Source organism: Bacillus luti (assembly GCF_009739945.1).
GTDB lineage: Bacteria > Bacillota > Bacilli > Bacillales > Bacillaceae_G > Bacillus_A > Bacillus_A luti.
The window spans coordinates 4,600,649-4,622,848 of the sequence record NZ_CP040336.1; the positions used below are offsets into that span (position 1 = coordinate 4,600,649).

Below are 22,200 nucleotides of genomic sequence, written 5' to 3' on the forward strand. Positions count from 1 at the left end.
ATTTTTCTTTCACATCCTTACTATCCGTGTATACAAGGCTACTCACGCCTTAAATAGTAAGATTATTCAAACTTTAACAAGAGGGGGGATTGACGGATGCTCAATAAAAAAAATACATGGACACCGTCTTTATTTCGAGATTATAGAAACGCAGAACATGATGCGTGTGGAATCGTTTCCGTTATGGAGAAACGAAAAATTCCTACAAAAGAAAACATTGATCTTTGCATACAATCACTCGTCAAAATGAATCATAGAGCTGGCTTCATTAATGGCGAAGGCGATGGCATCGGCATTCACATTGATGTACCAAAAGCTCTTTGGAATGAAAAACTAAAAAGTAGCGGATATAATCCAACGATTGTGGATCATCCCCACTTTATCGTTGGACATTTTTTTCTAAACAAAAACGCAAATATAGTTAATTTAAAAAACCATATTCGTACACAACTAAATAACGAAAGCTTTGCAATCCTTTTCGAAAGTGACGATGTAATAAACTCCGATGCACTCGGGCCACTTGGTAAACAAGAAGAACCACTATTTTGGCAAGTTGCCCTTATCGCCGAACATGAAGTTGCAAATATTGAGCAAACATTATTTTCTGTCACAATAAAAATAGAGGAAAACGAAGCAATTCATGTTGCTTCATTAAGCCGTGATCATGTTGTATATAAAGTTCTAGGTGCTGGCGATACACTGGTTGCCTATTACAATGATTTACAACATCCACTTATCGCTTCAACTATGACACTAGGACATAACCGCTATTCTACTAATACATTATCTAATTTTTTTCGTGTACAACCATTTAGTATTCTCGGACATAATGGTGAAATTAACACCATTGCCAAATTACGCGATCAAGCTGAAATGATTGATGTACCACTTACTGCTGGGGGCAGTGACTCCCAAGATTTAAACCGCACCTTAGAAACTCTACTTGTTCAATATGACTACAGTTTATTTGAAGCAATGGAAATACTATTCCCACCAATTATTAATGAAATTAAACTTTATGAAACACATTTACAAGATTTATATACGTATATACGTGAAGCATGGGGACATTTTGCACAAGGGCCAGCTGGAATCATTTCCCGTTTTAAAGATGAAGCTGTTTTCAGCGTTGATTCCCTTGGCCTACGACCAGTATGGAAAGTTGAGACAGAGAGCTCTTATATTTTCTCTTCTGAACCTGGAGTTGTATCACCAACTGAATATGTAGCAGAACCAAAACCACTCGCTCCTGGGGAAAAAGTCGGATTAAAATGGAATGAACAAGATGAACTTGTTCTTTATGAATATGACAAATACCAAACCCAAGTATATAACCGTTTTAAAAAGCGAGTTGATACTACTGATTACCATTTAAACTTATCTATCCCTGAAACGAAAAAAATCCAAGGATTATGTGATTCTGTTCAAGTTGAAACGAAACAATACGTTGCTTTTGGATGGGATCGAGAACATATTCAGCTCCTTGAACAGATGGCAACAAAAGGCGTTGAGCCAATTCGCTCACTAGGACACGATTCACCACTTGCCGCGCTTGATACCGATAGACGAAATATTGCTGACTTTATTAAAGAAAGTGTAGCTGTCGTTACAAATCCAGCAATTGACCGTGACCGTGAAATTGAACACTTCTCTACACGTACTGTACTTGGAGAACGCCCAAGTTTATTAAACGGCGCTAAACAACCATTTGTAGTTGAGATGCTTTCACCAATTATTTTAGAAGGAAACGTAGCACAATCTATTGCAGAAGAATTACACACAATTACGTACGAACAACTTACAGAGCTGTTCATGACTTATAGCTCTATCGCCACAATCTCTGCTACATTCAGCTCACCAGAAACTTTGCAATGCGCATTAAACCGCATTAGTTCTGAAGCGATAGCTGCCGTTAACAATGGCGCTTCTCTACTAGTATTAGATGACGCGAAAGCCCATCTAAATGAACGATTGTGGATTGATCCACATTTAGTTACCGCTAAGGTACACCAAGCATTAAGTGAAAATAAATTGCGCCGCAACTGCTCTCTCGTTATACGTTCTGGTGCCCTTCGCTCCTTACATGACATCGTCACGCTATATGGATTAGGAGCAGACAGTATTAATCCATATTTATTGTTTGCGACCGTAAATGACGGAACAAAAACACCAATTACGAATTTGTATACGGCCCTTAATAAAGGATTAGAGAAAGTCATTTCAACAATCGGAATTCATGAGTTACGTGGTTACGGACGTCTCTATTCATCTATCGGGTTACATGAGGAAATCGCAAATATACTACAAATTACAAATTTCTTCGGTTCAAATGATTTAGCTTTTTCACTTGAATCACTTGCTGAAGATGCAAAAATGCGCGCGGATGATTATAACAATCCTAAAATTAGAATGCGAAAGTCATTTCACATATTCCCGCGGATTTGGAAAGCCATTGGCGATGTTGCAAAGGGAAATCCTTATGATGATTACCGCGAAAAGTTAAGTGAATTAGAAAACAATAATCCAATCGCAATCAGACACCTTGTTCAAACGAAACAAGCAAAACATATCGTTCCAACTGAAGACGTATCCATTAGTATCCGGAATCACGATCTACCATTTATTATTAGTTCCATGTCATTTGGTTCTCAAAATGAAATTGCCTTTCGTGCGTATGCAGAAGCTGCCGATCAACTAAATATGATTAGTTTGAACGGTGAAGGCGGCGAAATTAAAGATATGATTGGTAAATACCCACATACACGCGGACAACAAGTTGCCTCTGGTCGATTTGGAGTAAACGCTGAATTACTAAATTCATCAAATTTAATTGAAATAAAAATTGGTCAAGGAGCAAAGCCTGGTGAAGGTGGACATTTGCCTGGTTCAAAAGTAACAGCCAAAATCGCCGAAGCACGTAACGCTACAATTGGATCAGATTTAATTTCACCTTCTAACAACCATGATATTTATTCAATTGAAGACTTAGCTCAAATGATTACCGAAATTAAAACGGCTAATCAACTTGCAAAAGTAGCTGTAAAAGTCCCTGTCGTTCCTAACATTGGAACAATTGCTGTCGGCATCGCAAAAGCTGGTGCTGATTTTATTAACATTAGCGGGTTTGATGGCGGAACAGGTGCTGCGCGTATTCATGCATTGCAACATGTAGGTCTTCCAGTAGAAATCGGTGTAAAAGCTGCTCACAATGCTCTACTAGAAGCAGGGATGAGAGATCAAGTAGAAATTTGGGCCGATGGTGGTATTCGAAGTGTAAATGATACCTTAAAAATTATGCTCCTTGGAGCAAACCGTATTGGGTTTGGCACATTATCAATGATTGCAATTGGCTGTACAACTTGCCGCGGGTGTCATTTAGATACTTGCCATGTTGGAATTGCAACACAAATTGAATCTGAAGCGCAAGCAAAAGAACACGGGCTACGCCGCTTCGTCCCACGGGAATTAGAAAGTGCAGTTGCTGGTTTATTACATTTATTCACCACTTTTGGCTTAGAACTAAAACGGTTAACAGGGCAGCTTGGTTATACAAATTTACAAGAAATCGTCGGGTGTTCTAATTTACTAGAGCAAGTTCGAGGCGAAAATTTATTGAACTTATGTAATTTACTGCAAACGATAGAATATCCATCTGTTACAAAAATAGCAGCCATACAGGAAAAACAACTTGAAACAGTCCACTCCCCACACTCAAAAGAATTAGTAGGCGTTGGCGTAGAGCAACGTGTTATGGGTGGTTTAGAATCTTGTTATCGCGTTCGCAGTAAACTATATGAAGACACCAAGCTTGAACCACTTACATTAAAATATACAAACGGCTCTATTCCAGGAAATGGATTAGGCGCTTACAATAGCGAAAATTTATTTATACACGTAAATGGTGGTGCGCAAGATGGCATTGGCAAAACTTCCTTTGGCGGTGGTATTTATATAACGAAAGCAAAAGGAAAAGACGGCTTATATTATAACGGTTCTGTCGGAAAAGGATTTGGATATGGCGCACAAAAAGGTGCACTATACGTACAAGGTAACGCCGACGCTCGCGCTGGTATTCGCCTTTCTGGAGCAGATATGATAATTGGAGGTAGAATAACAAAACCACTACGTAAAAAAGAGCAAGGAAATATAGGTGCATACTCCAATATTAAAGGTTTCGCCTTTGAATATATGACAAATGGGCGAGCGCTTGTTTTAGGGGACCCCGGTCCATGGATTTGTGCTGGTATGACTGGCGGTGTTGTTTATTTACGTCATGATTCAAACTTAGGTTTAACAGAACAGGCCTTAAAAAGAAGAATCGCAAAAGGGGCAAATGTTACATTACAACCAATTAGTAAAAACGGTTTGCAAGATGTAACCGAATTATTGCTAGACTATATTCGTGTACTAAACGAGCATGAGCAATACGAAGAAGTTGCTTTGTTAACACCATTATTAGATGATATACAGAATCAGTTTTTTGAAATTATCCCGAAAAAAGAGCAGGCTGATCCATCTATCTCAACAGAGTGATATGTCTCATTTTCATTTTTAAGAAAAAATTGACGAAGTACACTTCTCATAGTAATCTATAGTAACAATTTGAAACCTGCTGAAATTCAGCAGGTTTTTTTACTAAAAATTGATGTTTAAAAAGAATTAGGAAAAAGTATAAATGAATCTTAATTTCTTATTAACGTCACTAAAATATCACTTGCTAACATATTGTAATGAATGTATAGTATCATGTTGTACATTCATTATGACAAGAGAAAGGATCTTATTTAGGGTATGAAACTTGGTGCTCGCATTTTAAAAACGGGTATTGCCATCACATTAGCTTTATTTGCTTGTATTTTACTTCACTTACCAAGTCCGGTATTCGCGGGAATCTCAGCCATCTTCGCTGTTCAGCCGTCTGTATATCGTTCGTATTTAACAGCTCTTGAACAAATTCAAGCAAACGTCATTGGTGCGGTATTCGCTATCGTATTTGCTACTGCTTTTGGACATAATCCTTTTATTATTGGATTAACATGTATATTAGTAATTGCTCTTACATTACAATTACGATTAGAAAACACAATATCAATCGCTTTAGTAACAGTTATCGCCATTATGGAGTATCAAGGCGAAGATTTCTTTAGTTTTGCCTTACTTCGCTTTGCGACGATTATGATTGGAATTATTGCGGCTTCACTTGTAAATTTAGTATTTATGCCGCCAAAGTACGAAACAAAACTTTATCATCGTATCGTTGATAATACAGAAGAAATTGTGAAATGGATTCGAATGAATAGCAGGCAAGCTTCTGACTTTACAACGTTAAAAACTGATATTGATCGTATGAAAGAAAAAATGATCAAACTAAATCATTATTACTTACTGTATAAAGAAGAAAGAAGCTACACGAAAAAAGTAAAGTTCGCAAAGATTCGTAAGCTCGTTTTATTCAGACAAATGTTAGCGACAACAAGTCGTGCTTTAAGTACGTTAAAGTCATTACATCGTACTGAAAATGAACTGCGCTATATGCCAGAAGAATTTCAAGAATCCATCCAAAACGAACTTGACTCATTAACGCATTATCATGAACAAGTTTTATTAAAATTTATTGGTAAAGCAAAGAAACAACAATCCGTTGAAATGCTAGATGAAGTTGAAACGGGTAAACAAGAATTAATTGATATCTTTATGGATTATCAAAACAAGGATGATGAAGAAGCATATAAAACATGGCTACATCTCTTCCCTCTTATTTCTTCAATTATTAACTATAGTGAAGAAGTAGAGCATTTAGATTTATTAGTGGATAGCTTCTACACATACCATAAACCAGAAACAGAACTCCAAATTGACGATAAAAAAGAAGACGAATAAAAAACAGCTCCTTTTAGGCTAAAGGAGCTGTTTCTGTTATATGTTGAAGTTGATATAAATTGTAATAAAATCCTCTTTTTTTCATTAACTCTTCATGAGAACCTGTTTCTTTAATCTCACCGTCTTCGATGTAAATAATCGTATCCACATGCGTAATCGTCGCCAATCGATGTGCGATTATAATCGTCGTCCGATCAGCCGCTAACGTCTGAAGCGCCTGTTGAATATATCGTTCATTTTCTAAATCTAAAGCGGAAGTCGCCTCATCTAATATAAGTAACGATGGATTCTTTAGAAACACTCGTGCAATTGCTACACGTTGCCTTTGTCCACCAGATAACTTCACACCACGTTCCCCAACGACCGTATTATAACCATCAGGTAACTCTATAATAAAATCATGAATTTGCGCAGCTTTGGCAGCCGCAATCACTTCTGCCTCTGTAGCTTTCGGATTTCCATATAAAATATTTGCCCCAATTGTATCGCTAAATAACAAATTATCTTGCAGTACAATTCCAATATGACTACGTAAATTTCTCATATCATACTTTCTGACATCTATCCCATCTATATAAACTGCACCTGAAGAAACATCATAGAAACGCGGGATTAAACTAGCAAGAGATGACTTTCCTCCCCCACTTGCTCCTACAAGTGCCACCTTCTCTCCTGGCAACATAGTTAACGAAAGGTTATGTAATACCTCTTTTTCATCCGAATTGTAACGAAAAGATACATTATCAAATATCACTTCACCATTTAATTTTTTCGTTTGTACCGCACTTGGCACATTCACAATATCGTATTTTTCATCTAACAGTTCAAACACCCGATCCATCGATGCGAAAGACTGCGTTAATGTTGTAGAAGAATTAACAAGGCGGCGAAGTGGACTATACAAACTATCCATATATCCAACAAAAGCAACCATAGTCCCTAATGTTAACTGCCCCTGAACCACTTCATATGCTGCAAAACCGATCACAAGTAATGGTCCTAAGTCTGTTAACGTATTTACCGCCGAAAATGTTCTCGCCGTCCAACTCGTATGCGCTAGTGCTTTCGTCAAAAATTCATTATTCCTTTTTTCAAACTGCTTCGCCTCATACTCTTCTAAGGCAAAACTACGTGTCACTTGCATCCCTTGAATACGTTCATGTAAATATCCTTGCATCGTCGCTAATGCTTGTGAACGCTCTTTCGTCAATTTTCGAAGACGTCCAAAAAAATATTTCACTGCGACTACATAAATAGGTAAAATTAATAACGCAACAAATGTTAATTTTATATTCATAGAAAACATAACAATAATAGCGATAGCAATTGTTGCCGTATCTAACCAAACATTCATCAAACCAGTAATTACAAAATCCTTCGTTTGTTCTACATCATGAATGACACGTGAAATAATCTCTCCTGTTTTTGTATTCGAATAGTAGCGTAAACTCAATTTTTGTAAGTGACCAAAAATATGTTTCCGTAAATCGTATAGTATTGTATTCGCAATACGCTGCGCGAAATATTGACGATAATATTCAATCGGCGGTCTTAATACTGCAAAAATAAAAAAAGCAATCCCAATTGCCGTTATTAATTGGGACGTTTTATCTTGCAGCGGTCCTCCGCCTTGAATTACATCATCGATAATATACTTTAATAACCATGGCATGATAAGCGGGATACCGAACTTAACTAGACCGATAACAATCGTAACAGCAATAAGCCATCGATATGGTTTAACAAACTGTAAATATCTTTTTATTCCTTGCACATAATCCCCCCTCTAATAGGACAAACCTGCCGGGAAATTCCCTGCAGGTTCGTTTTAATTTCTGTACATTAAATATCTCTCATACCACATATCTACGAAATCCGGTGCGAATGGACCTTTTCTTTGGTGAATCCATTGCGTTAATTGTGCTACATTTCGTTTTAAAATGGTGTCAATAACAGGCGGATACTGCATAATTTGACTATGCTTTTCATACTCATCTTCATCTAAAAGCGTATATGTCATATCAGGATACACTTTAATATCTAAATCATAATCAATATACTTTAACGCTTCAGAATCATATGCAAAAGGTGAGCTTAAATTGCAATAATAATATACTCCCTCTTCCCTTAGCATCCCAATCACATTAAACCAATAATTGGCATGAAAGTAACAAATCGCAGGTTCACGAGTAATCCATGTTCGGCCATCTGATTCTGTCACTACTGTACGATCATTCGCTCCGATTACAAGACTCTGTGTCCCTTTTAAAATCGTTGTCTCTTCCCACATTCTATGAATGGAGCCGTTATGTTTATAACTATGTATTTGTACTTTTTCTCCTTCTTTGGGAAATCCCATATATGCTCCCTTCTTTCAACTGCAAATGCCCTTCTTAAGTTGCCTAGACTACCTTTTGAACTGCATCCACTTTTTTTCTATTATAACTTTTTTGTCGAAATTTTAAAACTAAAGCGACAAGGCTCTATTTTTTACAATGAATAAACCAACTTTTTTAGGAGGTGTGGGCTTCCGCCGCATTACTCATAAAGTTAAACTTTAATTAAAGAGAGCTCCACCTCTATTGATGATTGGAACTCACCAATCAGGATAATAAAAAAAGCCCTTCCTCATTTCCATATAAAGAAGGACCTTTCAGCTAAAGGTAACAGTATATCTTATCCTAAATTTGAAATCACTTTTTCAGTTTCAAAAGATTTAATCACACTATTCGTTTGTTTTTCAAATTTTTCATGTAATAGCTTCAACGCTACTTCTGTTCTATATATTTCTTGGCGAATAAAATGTAAATCTTTTTTATCGCACGTATCCTTTTCACTCATTTCAATTTGCTGGTACTTCTCTAAATGTGATTGCAATTTTAAAAGCTCATCCATCGTTTCCAACTGTTCTCCCACCAACTTATCAAAATCGTTCATTACTTACCCCCTTTTAAATTCCTATTACATATTTCTAATCGTGAACTTATTTCTCCTTTGACTACATTTGTTGACTTATTAGAAGTTATGTCGTTCACTTTCTTTTCATTACAATGATCCGTACACAAAGAAAACACTTCTCTCGAGTTAGAGAAGTGTTTTTCTTTCATTACTGATTTGAACTAGAAGATTGTGATTTTTTTGCAGCTGATTTCGCATTTTGTTTTTGCACAGAATGCACATCTGTTTCAGTTGCAAACTCAGTACCATAACTAGCATTTGCACTTTGTGCACCAGAAGCTTGTGCTTTCTTTGCTTCTGATTGTGCATTCGCTTGTTTCACTGCTTGTACATTTGTTTCAGTCGCAAATTCTGTACCGTAGTTAGCATTTGTACTTTGAATGCTTGCACCAGAAGTTGCCTTATTATAACCTTGTTGTTTTTTACTCATCTTTCTCACCTCCACAATCAATAATGTAACCAATTTACTTAAAAGCTATCCTTAATTTTCTTTTGAAAAATTTCCGCATATATCTCTTGTCACTCATTCAAACTACAGGTAATGGAGGTGGAAATATGTACACTGGACGTGATATGACTGAGCTAACGATGCTTTCAAAAAACGAATGGAGAGAAGATGAATTATTTCATTTTCATCATTCATTCCAGCAAATTATGCCTTATCTAAATGTAGAAGGACAAACAATTTATAAAGAGATTGTAAAAGAAATTGAATCTCGGGGTGGATTATAAAGTTGAGGATTTTGCAATGTAGCGTGAATCTCTTTAAACTCAAAGCACAAAATTATTTTCAATAAAAAACGTGTTCTAAAATTCTAGAACACGTTTTTATCATTTACCCCGCTATTCACTGGGCAGTAAGACCCCACTGATTAAAGTTTCACTTTATTGCATTGTAATTTTCTCAACGCAATTCTCATAAATCGTGCGATGCGATTTCGAGAAAGGTAACTGTTCAAACGCTTCTTTCGATACAAATTTCAATGTATCTGTTTCAACAATATCCCCCGGTACTTTTCCGTAAAATACGAATATATCCCAAGTACGATGTGTAAACGTATGTTGTACATTCATTGCATACTCATCTATAGAAATTGAGAGCTCAAATTGTTCTTTCATATAATCTATAAGCTGTTCCTTCTGATTCCGAATCCCTTCAACAAGTTCAATATTCGGAAATTCCCACATATTAGCTAATAATCCGGTACTCGGACGCTTATTAATGACGTAACGACCATCTTCAGTTTGAAGTACTCCTGCAACGAGCGGTACCATTGTAGGAGCTTTCGCTTTACTTTTTACTGGTAATTCTTTTTGAACCCCTTCAGCATATCCTCTGCAATGCTCACGTACAGGACAAAGTAAGCAAGATGGATTTTTCGGAATACAAATCAATGCACCTAACTCCATCAATCCTTGATTAAAATAAGATGGATTTTCTGCCGAAATAATTTCACGTACAATTTCTTCAAACACTTTCCTAGTCTTTGGCTTTGCAATGTCATCCCACACAGATAAAATACGGGATAACACACGCATAACATTCCCGTCAACTGCGGGCTCTGGTATACCGTATGCAATACTTAAAATAGCACCTTTTGTATACGGTCCTACTCCTTTTAACTTTTCAATTTTCTTTACATCGCTCGGTACTATCCCGCCGTATACTTCTTTTACCTCTTTTACGGCCGCATGTAAATTCCGTGCTCGAGAATAATACCCTAAACCTTCCCATGCTTTTAATACTTCTTCATCACCAGCATTTGCTAAAGCTTCTAGGGTAGGAAACTTCCCCATAAAATTCGCGTAATATGGTTTTACAGCTTCTACCCTTGTTTGCTGTAACATAATTTCCGAAACCCAAACGCGGTATGGATCTTTATTTTTTCGCCACGGTAAGTCGCGTTGCTCTTCTTCAAACCAACCAATTAAATCATTTTGAAACTGCTCTATGTTAAACTTATTTAATATTTCAAGTGTCAAACTTGATCCCCCTCATTTTTTTGCATATAAGTACTATTATAAAGATTTTAGGAAAAAATTTAAGTAAGATGACATAGGAAATAGAAGGCAAAGGACTTGAGGTATCGAATAAAAAGAGTTACATTAATAAAAAACGGAGGTGGATTTCTATGGACACAGCCACTCACCTTGTTATGGGCGTTACTCTAGGCAGTTTGGCAACATTAGATCCAGCCATAGCACAAAGTGATATTGGACCACAAGCAGTTATGCTTGCTACAATTGCCGGTTCCAATATTCCTGACATCGATACAGTTTTAAAATTACGTAATAACGCTAAATATATAAGAAATCATCGCGGGATTACTCATTCCATTCCAGCAGTGATTCTTTGGTCATTCCTTATAAGTGGCATCTCTTTCGCCTTCTTTTCAAACGCTCCATATCTTCATCTACTACTTTGGTCATTTATCGCCGTCTTTCTTCATGTCTTTGTAGATATTTTCAATGCTTATGGTACACAAGCATTACGGCCATTTACAAAAAAATGGGTAGCGCTCGGCATAATCAATACGTTTGATACTGTCATTTTCTTTATCCATATGCTTGCAATTGCTTGCATGCTCGTAGGTTCCCATAAAGGGTATACTGCCTTAGCAGCATATATATTGATGATCGTTTACTACATTGGACGAATTATGATGCACAGAAATATACGTAGCGTCGTATATAAACGTTTCAATAACGTTGAGAAGATAATCATTTCTCCTTCTTACCGATTTTATCATTACCATTTAGCAATCGTCACAAACGATTCTTACTACGTTGCTAGATGGCATCGTGGCAATATCATGATATACGATAAATTCGATCGAGTACCGTTCCCTGATAATGCTATTATGCGCGCCGCTAAACAAGATGAAAACATCTCAGCATTCCTATCTTTCTCCCCTGTATATCGCTGGGATATTTTCGATTACGATCATTATTACGAAGTGCGATTCATTGATTTGCGATATCGAAGTAAAGATTATTATCCATTCGTCGCAATCGTTCAGCTCGATCACAATTTGAATATTATTAGTTCCTATACAGGATGGATTTTTAGTGAAGAAAAACTTCGAAAGAAGCTGGATTTACTTCCCCATTAAAAAAAGCGACTCAAGTCGCTTTTTTTTAATGTTTTAAATGATCTTCTTGATTAATTAAATGGCTATACTTCGGATTATTTGTACGCATTTCATGAAGACGCGCTCCATGATTATTAATCCATGTTCGTACCACTTGTTCAGTCATTTCATCACCTTGGTAACGACCTGATTTCGCATAAGTTGTTTGAAAATCTTCCCACAGTAATTCAACCCATGCACGAGCTTGTCCGTAAGAGAGCATGTCATTCTTATCTAATAACTCTTTCGTTAATGTTTCATACATATCATTCATATCCTAATCTCCTTTTACCTATTTATCCCTTCATTTCTAAAGGATAGTTTCTTCTATTTTGCACATTCTATAAGTGATACTTCTTAAAGAGGTATCAACTGATGATGAGGAGGGCGTTCGCAATGGGTAAACAAGCCGAATTTTGGTCTGAGTCAAAAAACAACAGCAAAATCGATGGTCAACCGAAAGCGAAATCACGCTTCGCTTCGAAACGACCTAACGGCACAATTAACACGCACCCACAAGAACGTATGCGTGCTGCAAATCAGCAGGAAGAGTAGTACAAATTAAATTAAATTAACTTCCTACACGAGGTGATAAAGATGAGCTACCGTGATCGTTTAGATAGTCGTTCTGAATTATTTAACCATACGTGGACTCGTCCGAAACATGCAAAAGCGCAAGTTAACGGACAGACGCAACAGACCCAGTCTCTCATTATATTGGCAAACGAATGTAAAAAACGCCAATTTTAGATTCTCCTATCTCCTTTAACGCCTACCAAAGATGAAAACCAGAGAGATATTCGCTCTCTGGTTTTTATTTTTCTTGCAATAAAGAAATTGGTATTCCAATCTCTTCATTATCATTTTGCTTATGTCCCCAAGCAAATACCCCATTGAAATACGTAATTTCAAATAATATACCAGGTTCTTCTACTAATTCATACGTCTCACCAATATGAAATTTGTTTATATCAGTCATATAAGCACGAGCCATTGCCATCTTTCTCATTAATACATCGAATTCATTCACAATTCCAAGTTGCTCAGCCTTTATTGCTTGCTCCTTCAGAACCCCAATTTCTTCCCTTAGCTCATGTGGTGTCATTTCACTGTAGCGTTTTGGCATATTCATCCTATTCCCTCATCCCTCTTCACGTTTCAATTGCAAAAATATCTCTATCTCATCAATAGAGAAACCTTTTCGATATAGCGCTTGTTTCATCTTATTTTCGAATGTCCATCCATCATACTTCTTATATTTCTCATAATATTTATTCCCATGATAGTGTAACGCTTCTTGTTGCTTTTCGTCATCTTTTTCGTCTTTTAATTCTTCCAAACAAATTTGAATTACATCTCTAGAGTATCCTTTACGAACAAGCATCTCGTCTAACTTTAGCTTCATTTGTAAAAAAGAATGCTTTTGATAAGATTTTTTCTTCTTTTCTATAAGAGATAAAGCATTTTCAATTTGCTTCTCCTTCGGATATTCTTGCAAACTATGTGTAATAATTAAATCCTGAACACCCTTATTTAACAACTCTCTTTTAATAACAGTTGGGCCTTTTCTGTTCACATTACTTTGCGTTCGCGTATATAAAATGGCGTACTCTTTATCATTAATATATCGGTCATGTAATAATTTCGAAACGACTTCAGAGATGATGGCCTGTCCCACTTCTTTTTTTCGTAAAAAGTCTTCTATTTCTTGTTTCGTTCTCATTTGATAGGATAAATAAGAGATTGCTTGTAAATATGCTTTTTGTACCTCTTCATTGTACAAAATATTTCCTAACGCTATTTCATCAATTTCTAAGCCCTTTTGTAATCCGTGTTTTAATAAGATTACTTCATTCACACTAAACCCGTACTCTTCACCTTGACCTTTATCAATATAAATATTAAACCGTTCTTTCGATCGTTTTTGTACTTCTATTTTTGTAATGACAGCCATACTCTCACCTCTCTATTATTTTAACATAGTCAAGGAACGTTTTTGCTTTTCAAGAATATATATAATGAGGAGGAAATAATTGTGAGAATCGCAATTTCTGGTGGTACCGGCTTTATCGGTAAATACCTTTCTACTTTTTTTATTCAAAAAGGATATACGGTTTACATTCTTACTCGTAAAAAAACTACTGAAACTTCATCTCCTAATCTTCAATACGTACAATGGACACCGGATTTACACACTTTTCCACTCTCCTCTATCGATGTAGTTATTAATTTAGCTGGAGAATCTATTAATAGTAGATGGACAAAGAAACAAAAAGAAGCAATTTTAAACAGTAGAATTCAAACAGCAAAAGGACTCATTAAACAATTACAAACACTCACTGCGAAACCCCACACATTCATTAACGCAAGCGCTATTGGATATTATGGAACATCTGAAACTGAAACTTTTACAGAACAGCACGAGGCTCCTGGAAATGATTTTTTAGCAAATACGGTATATTTGTGGGAGCAAGAAGCATCTAAAGCCCGTTCTCTTGGAATAAGAACAATCTACACCAGACTTGGAGTCGTATTAGGTGCAGACGGCGGAGCCCTTCCAAAAATGTTAATTCCCTATCAATTCTATATCGGAGGTACCGTTGGATCTGGAAACCAATGGTTATCATGGGTTCATATAGACGATGTCGTTCGTATGATTGATTTCATCATACACAAAGAAGAAATTGACGGGCCTTTTAATATTACAGCTCCCCAACCTATAAGAATGAAGGAATTCGGCGAAACCATTGCTACTGTAATAGGAAAACCTCATTGGCTACCTGTCCCTTCATTTATACTTCAAGCTTTACTTGGTGAGATGAGTATACTTGTACTAGAAGGGCAGCATGTATTACCTATTAAAGCAATTGAATATGGGTATCAATACACATTTCCAACAGTAAACCATGCATTACAAAATATACTTTCGCATACAATGTAGTACTTCTAAAATACAGTTTTACAGGGAGTTTATCCCCTGCCAAACTTTCATTTTCTAGAATTCGGAGCATTACTACACAAATAACCTTCCAGTTACATTCCATTAATATTGTAAAGTAACAGAAATGGGGTACCTATGAAGATATTGCTCAAACAAGCCATTGTATATCCTATTACATCCCAAAAGTTTCAAGGCGATGTGCTTGTTACAGGAGAACGAATTACCGAGGTCAAACCTTTTATTCAGCCTACTCAAGATATGACCATTATAGATGCACGAGCTCTTCATCTCTTACCTGGATTTATTGATGTCCATACTCATCTTGGTCTCTATGATGAAGGAACTGGTTGGGCTGGAAATGATGCAAATGAAACATCTGAAGTTTCAACACCACATATCCGTTCTTTAGACGGAATCCACCCTTTTGATATTGCCTTTCAAGACGCTGTACAAAATGGAATTACAACTGTCCACGTTATGCCTGGAAGTCAAAATATTATCGGGGGCACTACTTGTGTAATAAAAACAGCTGGAACTTGTATTGATCATATGATTATTCAAGAACCTGCTGGTTTAAAGATTGCCTTTGGAGAAAACCCTAAAAAGGTCCATAGTAATGGAACAAAAGAATCGATAACACGTATGGGGATTATGGGGTTACTTCGGGAATCATTTTATGAAGCACAGCACTACGGGCATGAAGCTGACTTTCGAATGCTCCCTATTTTAAAAGCATTACGCCGCGAAATACCCGTACGTATCCACGCTCACCGAGCAGATGATATTAGTTCTGCTCTACGCTTTGCAACAGAATTCAATCTTGATTTACGTATTGAACACTGTACAGAAGGACACTTTATTGTTGAAGAACTTGCGAAACACAACTTGAAGGTTTCAGTTGGTCCCACTCTTACACGCCGTTCTAAAATCGAATTAAAAAACAAAACATGGGATACTTACCACATATTATCAAAAAACGGAGTGGAAGTTTCTATAACAACAGATCACCCCTATACACCCATTCAATATTTAAATGTGTGTGCCGCTGTCGCAGTAAGGGAAGGGTTAGACGAAAAAACTGCATTGGAGGGCATCACTATATTCCCAGCACGAAATTTGCGTTTAGAGGATAGAATTGGAAGCATTGAGGTTGGAAAAGACGCTGATCTCGTGTTATGGACTCACCATCCTTTCCATTATTTAGCCAAGCCTGTACTAACTATGATTGATGGAAAAATAATTTACAAAAAAAATAAAAAAAACTAGTTTATTTTTTTGACTAGATAAAGTATTATACGATTATAAACTGAATGAAACCATAATCAATTTGTGTCGTGATTATCATTTTCAAATTGATGAATGGGGAAGGCAAATGGTGCGCCACCAGCGTTATAGACTGGTTCTAGTGGGTTCGATTCCCACCCCGAAATTTTTTAAAGATTGATATAAAAATTTCGAGGGTGGGGTGTTTTTTCGTCATGCTACCCTCGTGTGAGGAGGAGTTAGTATGTTGAAAAAACGCGACTTACACGACAGCCACGTTCTATACGAGTTAATGGTGGATCCAGCTGTCTTCCCTTTTGTGCGTCAAAAGGCTTATTCTTATGAAGAATATTTATTTTTAACGAAACAAACAATTGAAGCTGAAGAGCGCGGAGAGTTAATTTCACGCACAATTTTAGATGAGTGGGGTAACCCCATCGGAACAATTACTTTATTTGATGTGCAAGAAAAAGCCGGATTCCTTGGAACGTGGCTTGGCAAACCTTACCACGGAAAAGGATATAACAAATTGGCGAAAGATTCATTTTTCAGCGAACTTTTCTATGAATTAGATATTGAAACAATCTTTATGCGTATTCGCAAAATAAATATTCGTTCTATTAAAGCTGCAGAAAAACTGCAATATGTAAATCTAGCAAACGAAACAAGAAAAGCTGTTTATGATGAAATTAACGCGAATGAAGAAGTATATAACTTGTACGAAATTCCAAAAGATCAATATACGCTTGCTACAATGCGCGATACAACATTCCAAGATGCTCACCAATTAAAAGAAGCATAATCTAAATTTTTAGAAAAAATAATTAATCATTAACATTTTGTTATATACGTATATCGCCCCATGTCTTTGGAAACGATAGATAGTGACTTTAAGACACGAGGTGATTTGTAATGGATAAAAAGAAACGTGACAAAGCAAAAAATGCATTATCTAGTACACAAGAAGTTCTTTACCAACGAGAATTTCGTAAAGCAGATCGCGCAGCGGGTTATCGCTCGAAAAGTATTTAAAGTGAGAATGAATAATTAGAAGTTCTCCCCCCTAATTATTCATTCTCATTACATATTTTTTCTACGTGATAGAGTAGAAAAAAGGTTCCTTATTTATAAGGAACCTTTTTTATGTGGATAACGTTATCCACATATTTTATAGAATTGTGAATAAATTCTGTAAACCCCTCACAAATTTATATATTGTACTAGCTATCAAACGTTAGAATTGTGGATATTTTTCTGAAAACTGTGGACAATGTGGATATAGTTGTTAATATTCCGACTTTACTGTTTAATGAAAGCGTAATCCCCATTGTGGATAAGTTACTATTCCATCTAAAAAACAAAAAACCCTCTTTAAACATATAAAAGAGGGTTTCATATTAAGTAAACGACTCTGCAAGAGCAGGTGATTTAATTGGTATATGATTCGGTTCTGCATGATTTTCTGCCAAAATTGCATCCACAATATGACCGGCTGGCTCCGGACGATAAATACCTTTCATTGCTTCTTTCATTTGGAGCAGCTTCATATCGTCTTGTAACAACGCCTCAGTTTTTGCAAAAACCTCACTATCATCACGAATGACAACTGCAGCTCCTTTTCTTTCAAAGTACATCGCATTTTCATTTTCTTGTCCTGGAACAGGCTTATATAAAATGACAGGTACTTGCAACGCTGCTGCTTCGCTTAACGTAATACCGCCTGGCTTCGTAATCATACAAGAAGTAATACGGAATAATTCATCAATGTTTTCAACGTAACCAAATACTTTTAATGCATCCGAATTTTCTTCCTGCAGCTCTAATAAATCTTGTTTTAAAGCTTCATTTTTTCCACAAACGACAACTACTTGTAAATTAGGTACTGACATAAATGACTGGCATAGTTCTTTGACACTCCCTAACACCCCATGAGCACCTGCTACAATTAGTAAAATCTTTTTATTTTTACATAACTGATATTTATTATATATAATGTCTGGATTTATCTTTAACTCAAAACTGCTACGAATCGGGATGCCCGTCTCAACAATTTGCTCTGCCGGCACACCAATATCAATCATAACTTTTTTCACATGATCAGTTGCTACAAAGTAACGATCTACTTCCCGGTGAATCCATATTTTGTGCACACAAAAATCCGTTAATACGTTATAAACAGGAATTGAAATACCTGTTTGCTTTTTTAACTCTGGTACAGCTATGATTGGAAAGGTATTAATCACAATATCCGGTTTCTCTGCTTGTAAAAGTGATTTCAAACGTTTTCTTCCAAAATTCGCATACCAAGATGCTATTTTCTTATCATAAATTTTTTCTACACCGTAATAAAACAAGCGATATAATTCTTTTCCTATTGTATAACTTTTTAAATATAAGTATTTTGTAATATCGGTTATAACTGGATGTGATTCTCCAAACAAATCGCATACAATTACATCTTCGATTCCTTTTTGGCGAAATGTTTGTTCTAATGTTTTCGCTACTTGCACATGACCGTTACCGTAATGTGCAGTTAATATTAAAACCTTGGGGTTTTTTATCAAACAAATCCACTCCTAGCTTATTGTTTCTCCATATTGCATATACGACAATAGGAAAAACATTTTCCTTAAAAACTACATAAACAGATTCTAATATTTCACTTTCAGCTATGTACCTGTCGTGGATATGCAAAGCATATAAGATTGACCCCTTAATCCTATCTGTGCTCATATCTTTACATTATACTTTCCTATAAGAGCTTTCGCAATAACTTACAAGTGTTCTCTATTCCATGATACTCACTCTTTTACTTCTTAATTCTTTTTACTATTTTGATTTCCCTTTACAATTATGTAAATTTCTCCACTTATTCCTTACAAAAATATGGATATTCTATTTTCAGTATACTCTTTTCAATATATATACTCTAGGTTTTATTGTAAAGAAAGCAAAAAGCCTAACCCAATATTTGGATTAGACTGCTTGTAAAATATGTTTCGCTTCTTCTACATTTTTTTCAGTAGGTGGTTCCACATTTGCAAGTGGATATTTATGTCCAAGCGCCTCCCATTTGTATACACCAAGCTTATGATATGGTAGCACTTCAACTTTCTGAACATTAGACAGACTTTGAATAAAGCTAGATAATTTTTGTAGATCCTCTTCGTTATCAGTAATACCAGGAACTAATACATGTCGCACCCAAATCGGTTTATTTTTATCCGATAAATAACGAGCAAATTGTAAAATATGTTCATTTGGTTTTCCTGTTAATTTACGATGCTTTTTGGAATCAATATGTTTCAAATCCAATAAAACTAAATCTGTATAATCCATTAATATATCTAGCTTATTTTGAAATTCTGGTTCCTCAGAATAACAACCACCAGAAGAATCGATTGTTGTATGGATACCAGCCTCTTTACACTTCTTAAACAACTCAATTAAAAAGTCTAGCTGTAATAGCGGCTCTCCACCACTAACTGTTATACCGCCTCCGGAAGCTTCAATAAAAGGAAGGTAACATGTCACATCCTGCATTACTTCTTCGACTGTTATTTCTTTTCCCTTACCTATCTCCCACGTATCAGCATTATGACAATATTGACAACGTAATAAACACCCTTGTGTAAATATGACATAACGAATCCCTGGGCCATCAACAGTACCACAAGACTCTACAGAATGAATTCTTCCTTTTACCATGTTACTTCCTCCTTTATTGAAACAGCCCCTCTGCTATTTACAACAAGCAGAGGGATGCTTTTTTCACTTACATGCTTTCATGCATTGTACGGTTAATTACATCAATTTGTTGTTCACGAGTTAATTTAATAAAGTTAACAGCGTAACCAGATACACGAATTGTTAATTGTGGATATTTTTCAGGGTGCTCCATCGCATCCATTAATGTTTCACGATTAAATACGTTAATATTTAAATGGTGTCCTTCTTTTATTGCGTATCCATCAAGCATAGATACTAAGTTACGTACTTGTACATCATCTTCTTTACCAAGTGCTTTTGGAATAATAGAGAATGTATTAGAAATACCATCTTGTGCATCTTCATATGGTAATTTTGCTACAGATAATAGTGAAGCTAATGCACCTTTTGTATCACGACCATGCATTGGGTTCGCACCTGGTGCAAATGGTTCTCCAGTACGACGACCATCTGGAGTGTTACCAGTTTTCTTGCCGTATACAACGTTAGATGTGATTGTTAAGATTGACATTGTATGAACAGAATTTCTGTATGTTTTATGCTTACGAAGCTTGTTCATAAATGTTTTCACAAGCTTTACAGCAATTTCATCTACACGGTCGTCATTGTTACCGTATTTAGGGAAATCTCCTTCGATTTCAAAGTCAACTGCAATACCGTTTTCATCGCGGATTGGTTTTACTTTTGCGTGTTTAATTGCACTTAAAGAGTCTGCTACTACAGATAGACCCGCGATACCTGTTGCCATTGTACGAAGAACATTTGTATCATGAAGTGCCATTTCAATACGTTCGTAGCTATATTTATCGTGCATGTAGTGGATAACATTTAATGTGTTTAAATATAGACCCGCTAACCATTCCATTGTCATATCAAACTTATGCATAACTTCTTCATAATCTAATACTTCAGAAGTAATCGGTGCGTACTCTGGACCAACTTGCGCTTTAGATTTTTCATCTTTACCGCCGTTAATCGCATATAGTAATGCTTTTGCTAAGTTTGCACGTGCGCCAAAGAACTGCATTTGTTTACCAATTCTCATTGCAGATACACAACAAGCAATTCCGTAGTCATCGCCGTAGTCAGCACGCATAATGTCATCATTTTCATATTGAATTGCTGATGTTTTAATAGACATTTTCGCACAGTAGTTTTTAAAGTTCTGTGGTAATTGTTTAGACCAAAGAACTGTTAAGTTTGGTTCTGGAGCTGGTCCTAAATTATCTAATGTATGCAAGAAACGGAATGAGTTCTTTGTTACTAACGGACGTCCGTCTAAAGCAATACCACCGATAGATTCAGTTACCCAAGTTGGGTCACCAGAGAATAGTTCATTATAATCAGGTGTTCTTGCGAATTTCACAAGACGTAATTTCATAATGAAATGGTCAACAATTTCTTGCGCTGCTTCTTCTGTTAAAGTACCATTTGCTAAATCTCTTTCAATGTAAATATCTAAGAATGTAGAAGTACGTCCAAGGCTCATTGCTGCCCCATTTTGCTCTTTAATTGCTGCAAGATATGCAAAGTATAACCATTGGAACGCCTCTTGTGCATTTGTAGCTGGCTTAGAAATATCGAATCCATGAGAAGCAGCCATCTGTTTTAATTCTTGAAGTGCACGCATTTGCTCAGATAACTCTTCGCGTAAACGCATTGTATCTTCGCTCATTACACCTCCTGTTAAATTAAAATCAGCTTTTTTCGCTTCAATTAGATGATCTATACCATATAACGCTACGCGACGATAGTCACCGATAATACGTCCACGTCCGTATGCATCTGGAAGGCCAGTAATAACACCTGATTTACGAGCCGCTTTCATTTCTGGTGTGTATGCATCAAATACACCTTGATTATGCGTTTTACGCCAGTCTCTGAAAATACTGCTAAGTTCTTTATCCATTTCATATCCATACGCTTCACAAGCTTGTTCCGCCATACGAATACCACCATATGGTTGTAAAGAGCGTTTAAATGGTTTATCAGTTTGGAAACCGACTACTTTTTCAATATCTTTATTTAAATATCCTGGATCATGTGATGTAATAGAAGAAACGATTTTTGTATCCATATCAAGAACGCCACCGTTTTCACGCTCTTTCGTTGTTAAATCCATTACTTGATCCCAAAGTTGTTTCGTTGCTTCAGTTGCTCCCGCTAAGAAAGATTCCTCTCCTTCGTAAACGTTTACATTATTTAAAATGAAATCGCGAACATCAATCTCTGCTTTCCATTTTTCACCTTTAAAGTTTTCCCACGCGTTTTTTACATTTTCTAATACTTGAGTCATCC

At 36.2% G+C, this 22,200-nt stretch carries 21 protein-coding genes; 10 read left to right on the plus strand and 11 right to left on the minus strand.

Translation table 11 applies throughout. The annotated features are described in order from the left end of the window. Positions 1-96 precede the first annotated feature (96 nt). Both EUC40_RS23315 and EUC40_RS23320 read left to right on the plus strand, forming a co-directional pair. Positions 97-4,533 carry a glutamate synthase-related protein gene (locus EUC40_RS23315; protein ID WP_156576717.1) on the plus strand — a complete coding sequence of 1,479 codons (4,437 nt, stop codon included), beginning with the start codon at positions 97-99 and terminating at the stop codon, positions 4,531-4,533. Between the two features lie 258 nt (positions 4,534-4,791). Next, positions 4,792-5,880 (plus strand): aromatic acid exporter family protein, encoded by a 1,089-nt coding sequence (locus tag EUC40_RS23320; protein ID WP_000765781.1) that lies wholly within the window; start codon positions 4,792-4,794, stop codon positions 5,878-5,880. 13 nt (positions 5,881-5,893) lie between these two features. Here EUC40_RS23320 and EUC40_RS23325 read toward each other — a convergent pair whose 3' ends face one another. The 4 genes from EUC40_RS23325 to EUC40_RS23340 all read right to left on the minus strand — a co-directional run bounded on the left by EUC40_RS23325 (position 5,894) and on the right by EUC40_RS23340 (position 9,268). Continuing rightward, a complete protein-coding gene (locus EUC40_RS23325; protein WP_071710438.1) occupies positions 5,894-7,654 on the minus strand; it encodes an ABC transporter ATP-binding protein in 1,761 nt (586 codons plus the stop codon). A 54-nt stretch (positions 7,655-7,708) separates the two neighbouring features. Next, positions 7,709-8,239, minus strand: a complete 531-nt coding sequence (ntdP, locus tag EUC40_RS23330) for a nucleoside tri-diphosphate phosphatase (protein WP_000506628.1) — start codon at positions 8,237-8,239, stop codon at positions 7,709-7,711. A 317-nt stretch (positions 8,240-8,556) separates the two neighbouring features. Continuing rightward, positions 8,557-8,817 carry a YgaB family protein gene (locus EUC40_RS23335; protein WP_071710439.1) on the minus strand — a complete coding sequence of 87 codons (261 nt, stop codon included), beginning with the start codon at positions 8,815-8,817 and terminating at the stop codon, positions 8,557-8,559. 169 nt (positions 8,818-8,986) lie between these two features. Next, complete coding sequence (locus tag EUC40_RS23340; RefSeq protein ID WP_071710440.1) at positions 8,987-9,268, minus strand: gamma-type small acid-soluble spore protein; 282 nt, start codon at positions 9,266-9,268, stop codon at positions 8,987-8,989. Positions 9,269-9,393: 125 nt separating this feature from the next. On the opposite strand from EUC40_RS23340, the gene EUC40_RS27080 reads away from it, so the two are divergent. After that, positions 9,394-9,570 (plus strand): hypothetical protein, encoded by a 177-nt coding sequence (locus tag EUC40_RS27080; RefSeq protein WP_165613785.1) that lies wholly within the window; start codon positions 9,394-9,396, stop codon positions 9,568-9,570. Positions 9,571-9,723: 153 nt separating this feature from the next. On the opposite strand, the gene mutY is transcribed toward EUC40_RS27080, so the two are convergent. Next, complete coding sequence (gene mutY, locus EUC40_RS23345; protein ID WP_156576718.1) at positions 9,724-10,821, minus strand: A/G-specific adenine glycosylase; 1,098 nt, start codon at positions 10,819-10,821, stop codon at positions 9,724-9,726. A 149-nt stretch (positions 10,822-10,970) separates the two neighbouring features. On the opposite strand from mutY, the gene EUC40_RS23350 reads away from it, so the two are divergent. After that, entirely contained in the window at positions 10,971-11,951 is a 981-nt protein-coding gene (locus EUC40_RS23350; protein ID WP_071710442.1) for a metal-dependent hydrolase, read from the plus strand. A 25-nt stretch (positions 11,952-11,976) separates the two neighbouring features. Here the strand turns inward: EUC40_RS23350 and EUC40_RS23355 are convergent, their stop codons facing one another. Then, positions 11,977-12,243: a YfhJ family protein gene (locus tag EUC40_RS23355; protein ID WP_156576719.1), complete on the minus strand. Its 267-nt coding sequence runs from the start codon at positions 12,241-12,243 to the stop codon at positions 11,977-11,979. A gap of 122 nt (positions 12,244-12,365) precedes the next feature. Here EUC40_RS23355 and EUC40_RS23360 point away from each other — a divergent pair, with 122 nt between their 5' ends. Then, on the plus strand, positions 12,366-12,524 hold the full coding sequence (locus EUC40_RS23360; protein WP_000517891.1) for a small, acid-soluble spore protein K: 159 nt from the start codon (positions 12,366-12,368) through the stop codon (positions 12,522-12,524). 42 nt (positions 12,525-12,566) lie between these two features. Beyond that, positions 12,567-12,719 (plus strand): YpzG family protein, encoded by a 153-nt coding sequence (locus EUC40_RS23365; protein WP_000122093.1) that lies wholly within the window; start codon positions 12,567-12,569, stop codon positions 12,717-12,719. 64 nt (positions 12,720-12,783) lie between these two features. Here EUC40_RS23365 and EUC40_RS23370 read toward each other — a convergent pair whose 3' ends face one another. Both EUC40_RS23370 and recX read right to left on the minus strand, forming a co-directional pair. After that, the gene (locus EUC40_RS23370; protein ID WP_001057030.1) at positions 12,784-13,101 is read right to left on the minus strand and encodes a YfhH family protein; all 318 of its coding nucleotides are present in this window, start codon (positions 13,099-13,101) and stop codon (positions 12,784-12,786) included. A 9-nt stretch (positions 13,102-13,110) separates the two neighbouring features. Next, positions 13,111-13,923, minus strand: a complete 813-nt coding sequence (gene recX, locus EUC40_RS23375) for a recombination regulator RecX (RefSeq protein WP_151623736.1) — start codon at positions 13,921-13,923, stop codon at positions 13,111-13,113. A gap of 81 nt (positions 13,924-14,004) precedes the next feature. Here recX and EUC40_RS23380 point away from each other — a divergent pair, with 81 nt between their 5' ends. The 4 genes from EUC40_RS23380 (at position 14,005) to EUC40_RS23395 (ending at position 17,205) form a co-directional block, all read left to right on the plus strand. Further along, complete coding sequence (locus EUC40_RS23380) at positions 14,005-14,910, plus strand: TIGR01777 family oxidoreductase (RefSeq protein ID WP_156576720.1); 906 nt, start codon at positions 14,005-14,007, stop codon at positions 14,908-14,910. 135 nt (positions 14,911-15,045) lie between these two features. After that, positions 15,046-16,176: an amidohydrolase gene (locus EUC40_RS23385; protein ID WP_000698316.1), complete on the plus strand. Its 1,131-nt coding sequence runs from the start codon at positions 15,046-15,048 to the stop codon at positions 16,174-16,176. A 241-nt stretch (positions 16,177-16,417) separates the two neighbouring features. Next, entirely contained in the window at positions 16,418-16,975 is a 558-nt protein-coding gene (locus EUC40_RS23390) for a GNAT family N-acetyltransferase (RefSeq protein WP_000914737.1), read from the plus strand. A gap of 110 nt (positions 16,976-17,085) precedes the next feature. Continuing rightward, positions 17,086-17,205, plus strand: a complete 120-nt coding sequence (locus EUC40_RS23395) for a YfhE family protein (RefSeq protein ID WP_000358480.1) — start codon at positions 17,086-17,088, stop codon at positions 17,203-17,205. A 365-nt stretch (positions 17,206-17,570) separates the two neighbouring features. Here the strand turns inward: EUC40_RS23395 and EUC40_RS23400 are convergent, their stop codons facing one another. The 3 genes from EUC40_RS23400 to pflB all read right to left on the minus strand — a co-directional run bounded on the left by EUC40_RS23400 (position 17,571) and on the right by pflB (position 22,198). Beyond that, complete coding sequence (locus EUC40_RS23400; RefSeq protein WP_071710446.1) at positions 17,571-18,737, minus strand: diglucosyl diacylglycerol synthase; 1,167 nt, start codon at positions 18,735-18,737, stop codon at positions 17,571-17,573. Positions 18,738-19,149: 412 nt separating this feature from the next. After that, on the minus strand, positions 19,150-19,881 hold the full coding sequence (gene pflA / locus EUC40_RS23405) for a pyruvate formate-lyase-activating protein (RefSeq protein ID WP_000238464.1): 732 nt from the start codon (positions 19,879-19,881) through the stop codon (positions 19,150-19,152). 67 nt (positions 19,882-19,948) lie between these two features. Next, positions 19,949-22,198 carry a formate C-acetyltransferase gene (gene pflB, locus EUC40_RS23410; RefSeq protein WP_071710447.1) on the minus strand — a complete coding sequence of 750 codons (2,250 nt, stop codon included), beginning with the start codon at positions 22,196-22,198 and terminating at the stop codon, positions 19,949-19,951. Positions 22,199-22,200 lie beyond the last annotated feature (2 nt).

What these genes read in the sequence shown, in the direction of transcription:
- EUC40_RS23315 (WP_156576717.1), top strand. Translation starts at nt 97, where the DNA reads ATGCTCAATAAAAAAAATACATGGACACCGTCTTTATTTCGAGATTAT.
- EUC40_RS23320 (WP_000765781.1), top strand. Translation starts at nt 4,792, where the DNA reads ATGAAACTTGGTGCTCGCATTTTAAAAACGGGTATTGCCATCACATTA.
- ntdP (WP_000506628.1), bottom strand. Translation starts at nt 8,239, where the DNA reads ATGGGATTTCCCAAAGAAGGAGAAAAAGTACAAATACATAGTTATAAA.
- EUC40_RS23335 (WP_071710439.1), bottom strand. Translation starts at nt 8,817, where the DNA reads ATGAACGATTTTGATAAGTTGGTGGGAGAACAGTTGGAAACGATGGAT.
- EUC40_RS23340 (WP_071710440.1), bottom strand. Translation starts at nt 9,268, where the DNA reads ATGAGTAAAAAACAACAAGGTTATAATAAGGCAACTTCTGGTGCAAGC.
- EUC40_RS27080 (WP_165613785.1), top strand. Translation starts at nt 9,394, where the DNA reads ATGTACACTGGACGTGATATGACTGAGCTAACGATGCTTTCAAAAAAC.
- EUC40_RS23350 (WP_071710442.1), top strand. Translation starts at nt 10,971, where the DNA reads ATGGACACAGCCACTCACCTTGTTATGGGCGTTACTCTAGGCAGTTTG.
- EUC40_RS23355 (WP_156576719.1), bottom strand. Translation starts at nt 12,243, where the DNA reads ATGAATGATATGTATGAAACATTAACGAAAGAGTTATTAGATAAGAAT.
- EUC40_RS23360 (WP_000517891.1), top strand. Translation starts at nt 12,366, where the DNA reads ATGGGTAAACAAGCCGAATTTTGGTCTGAGTCAAAAAACAACAGCAAA.
- EUC40_RS23365 (WP_000122093.1), top strand. Translation starts at nt 12,567, where the DNA reads ATGAGCTACCGTGATCGTTTAGATAGTCGTTCTGAATTATTTAACCAT.
- EUC40_RS23370 (WP_001057030.1), bottom strand. Translation starts at nt 13,101, where the DNA reads ATGAATATGCCAAAACGCTACAGTGAAATGACACCACATGAGCTAAGG.
- recX (WP_151623736.1), bottom strand. Translation starts at nt 13,923, where the DNA reads ATGGCTGTCATTACAAAAATAGAAGTACAAAAACGATCGAAAGAACGG.
- EUC40_RS23385 (WP_000698316.1), top strand. Translation starts at nt 15,046, where the DNA reads ATGAAGATATTGCTCAAACAAGCCATTGTATATCCTATTACATCCCAA.
- EUC40_RS23390 (WP_000914737.1), top strand. Translation starts at nt 16,418, where the DNA reads ATGTTGAAAAAACGCGACTTACACGACAGCCACGTTCTATACGAGTTA.
- EUC40_RS23395 (WP_000358480.1), top strand. Translation starts at nt 17,086, where the DNA reads ATGGATAAAAAGAAACGTGACAAAGCAAAAAATGCATTATCTAGTACA.
- pflA (WP_000238464.1), bottom strand. Translation starts at nt 19,881, where the DNA reads ATGGTAAAAGGAAGAATTCATTCTGTAGAGTCTTGTGGTACTGTTGAT.
- pflB (WP_071710447.1), bottom strand. Translation starts at nt 22,198, where the DNA reads ATGACTCAAGTATTAGAAAATGTAAAAAACGCGTGGGAAAACTTTAAA.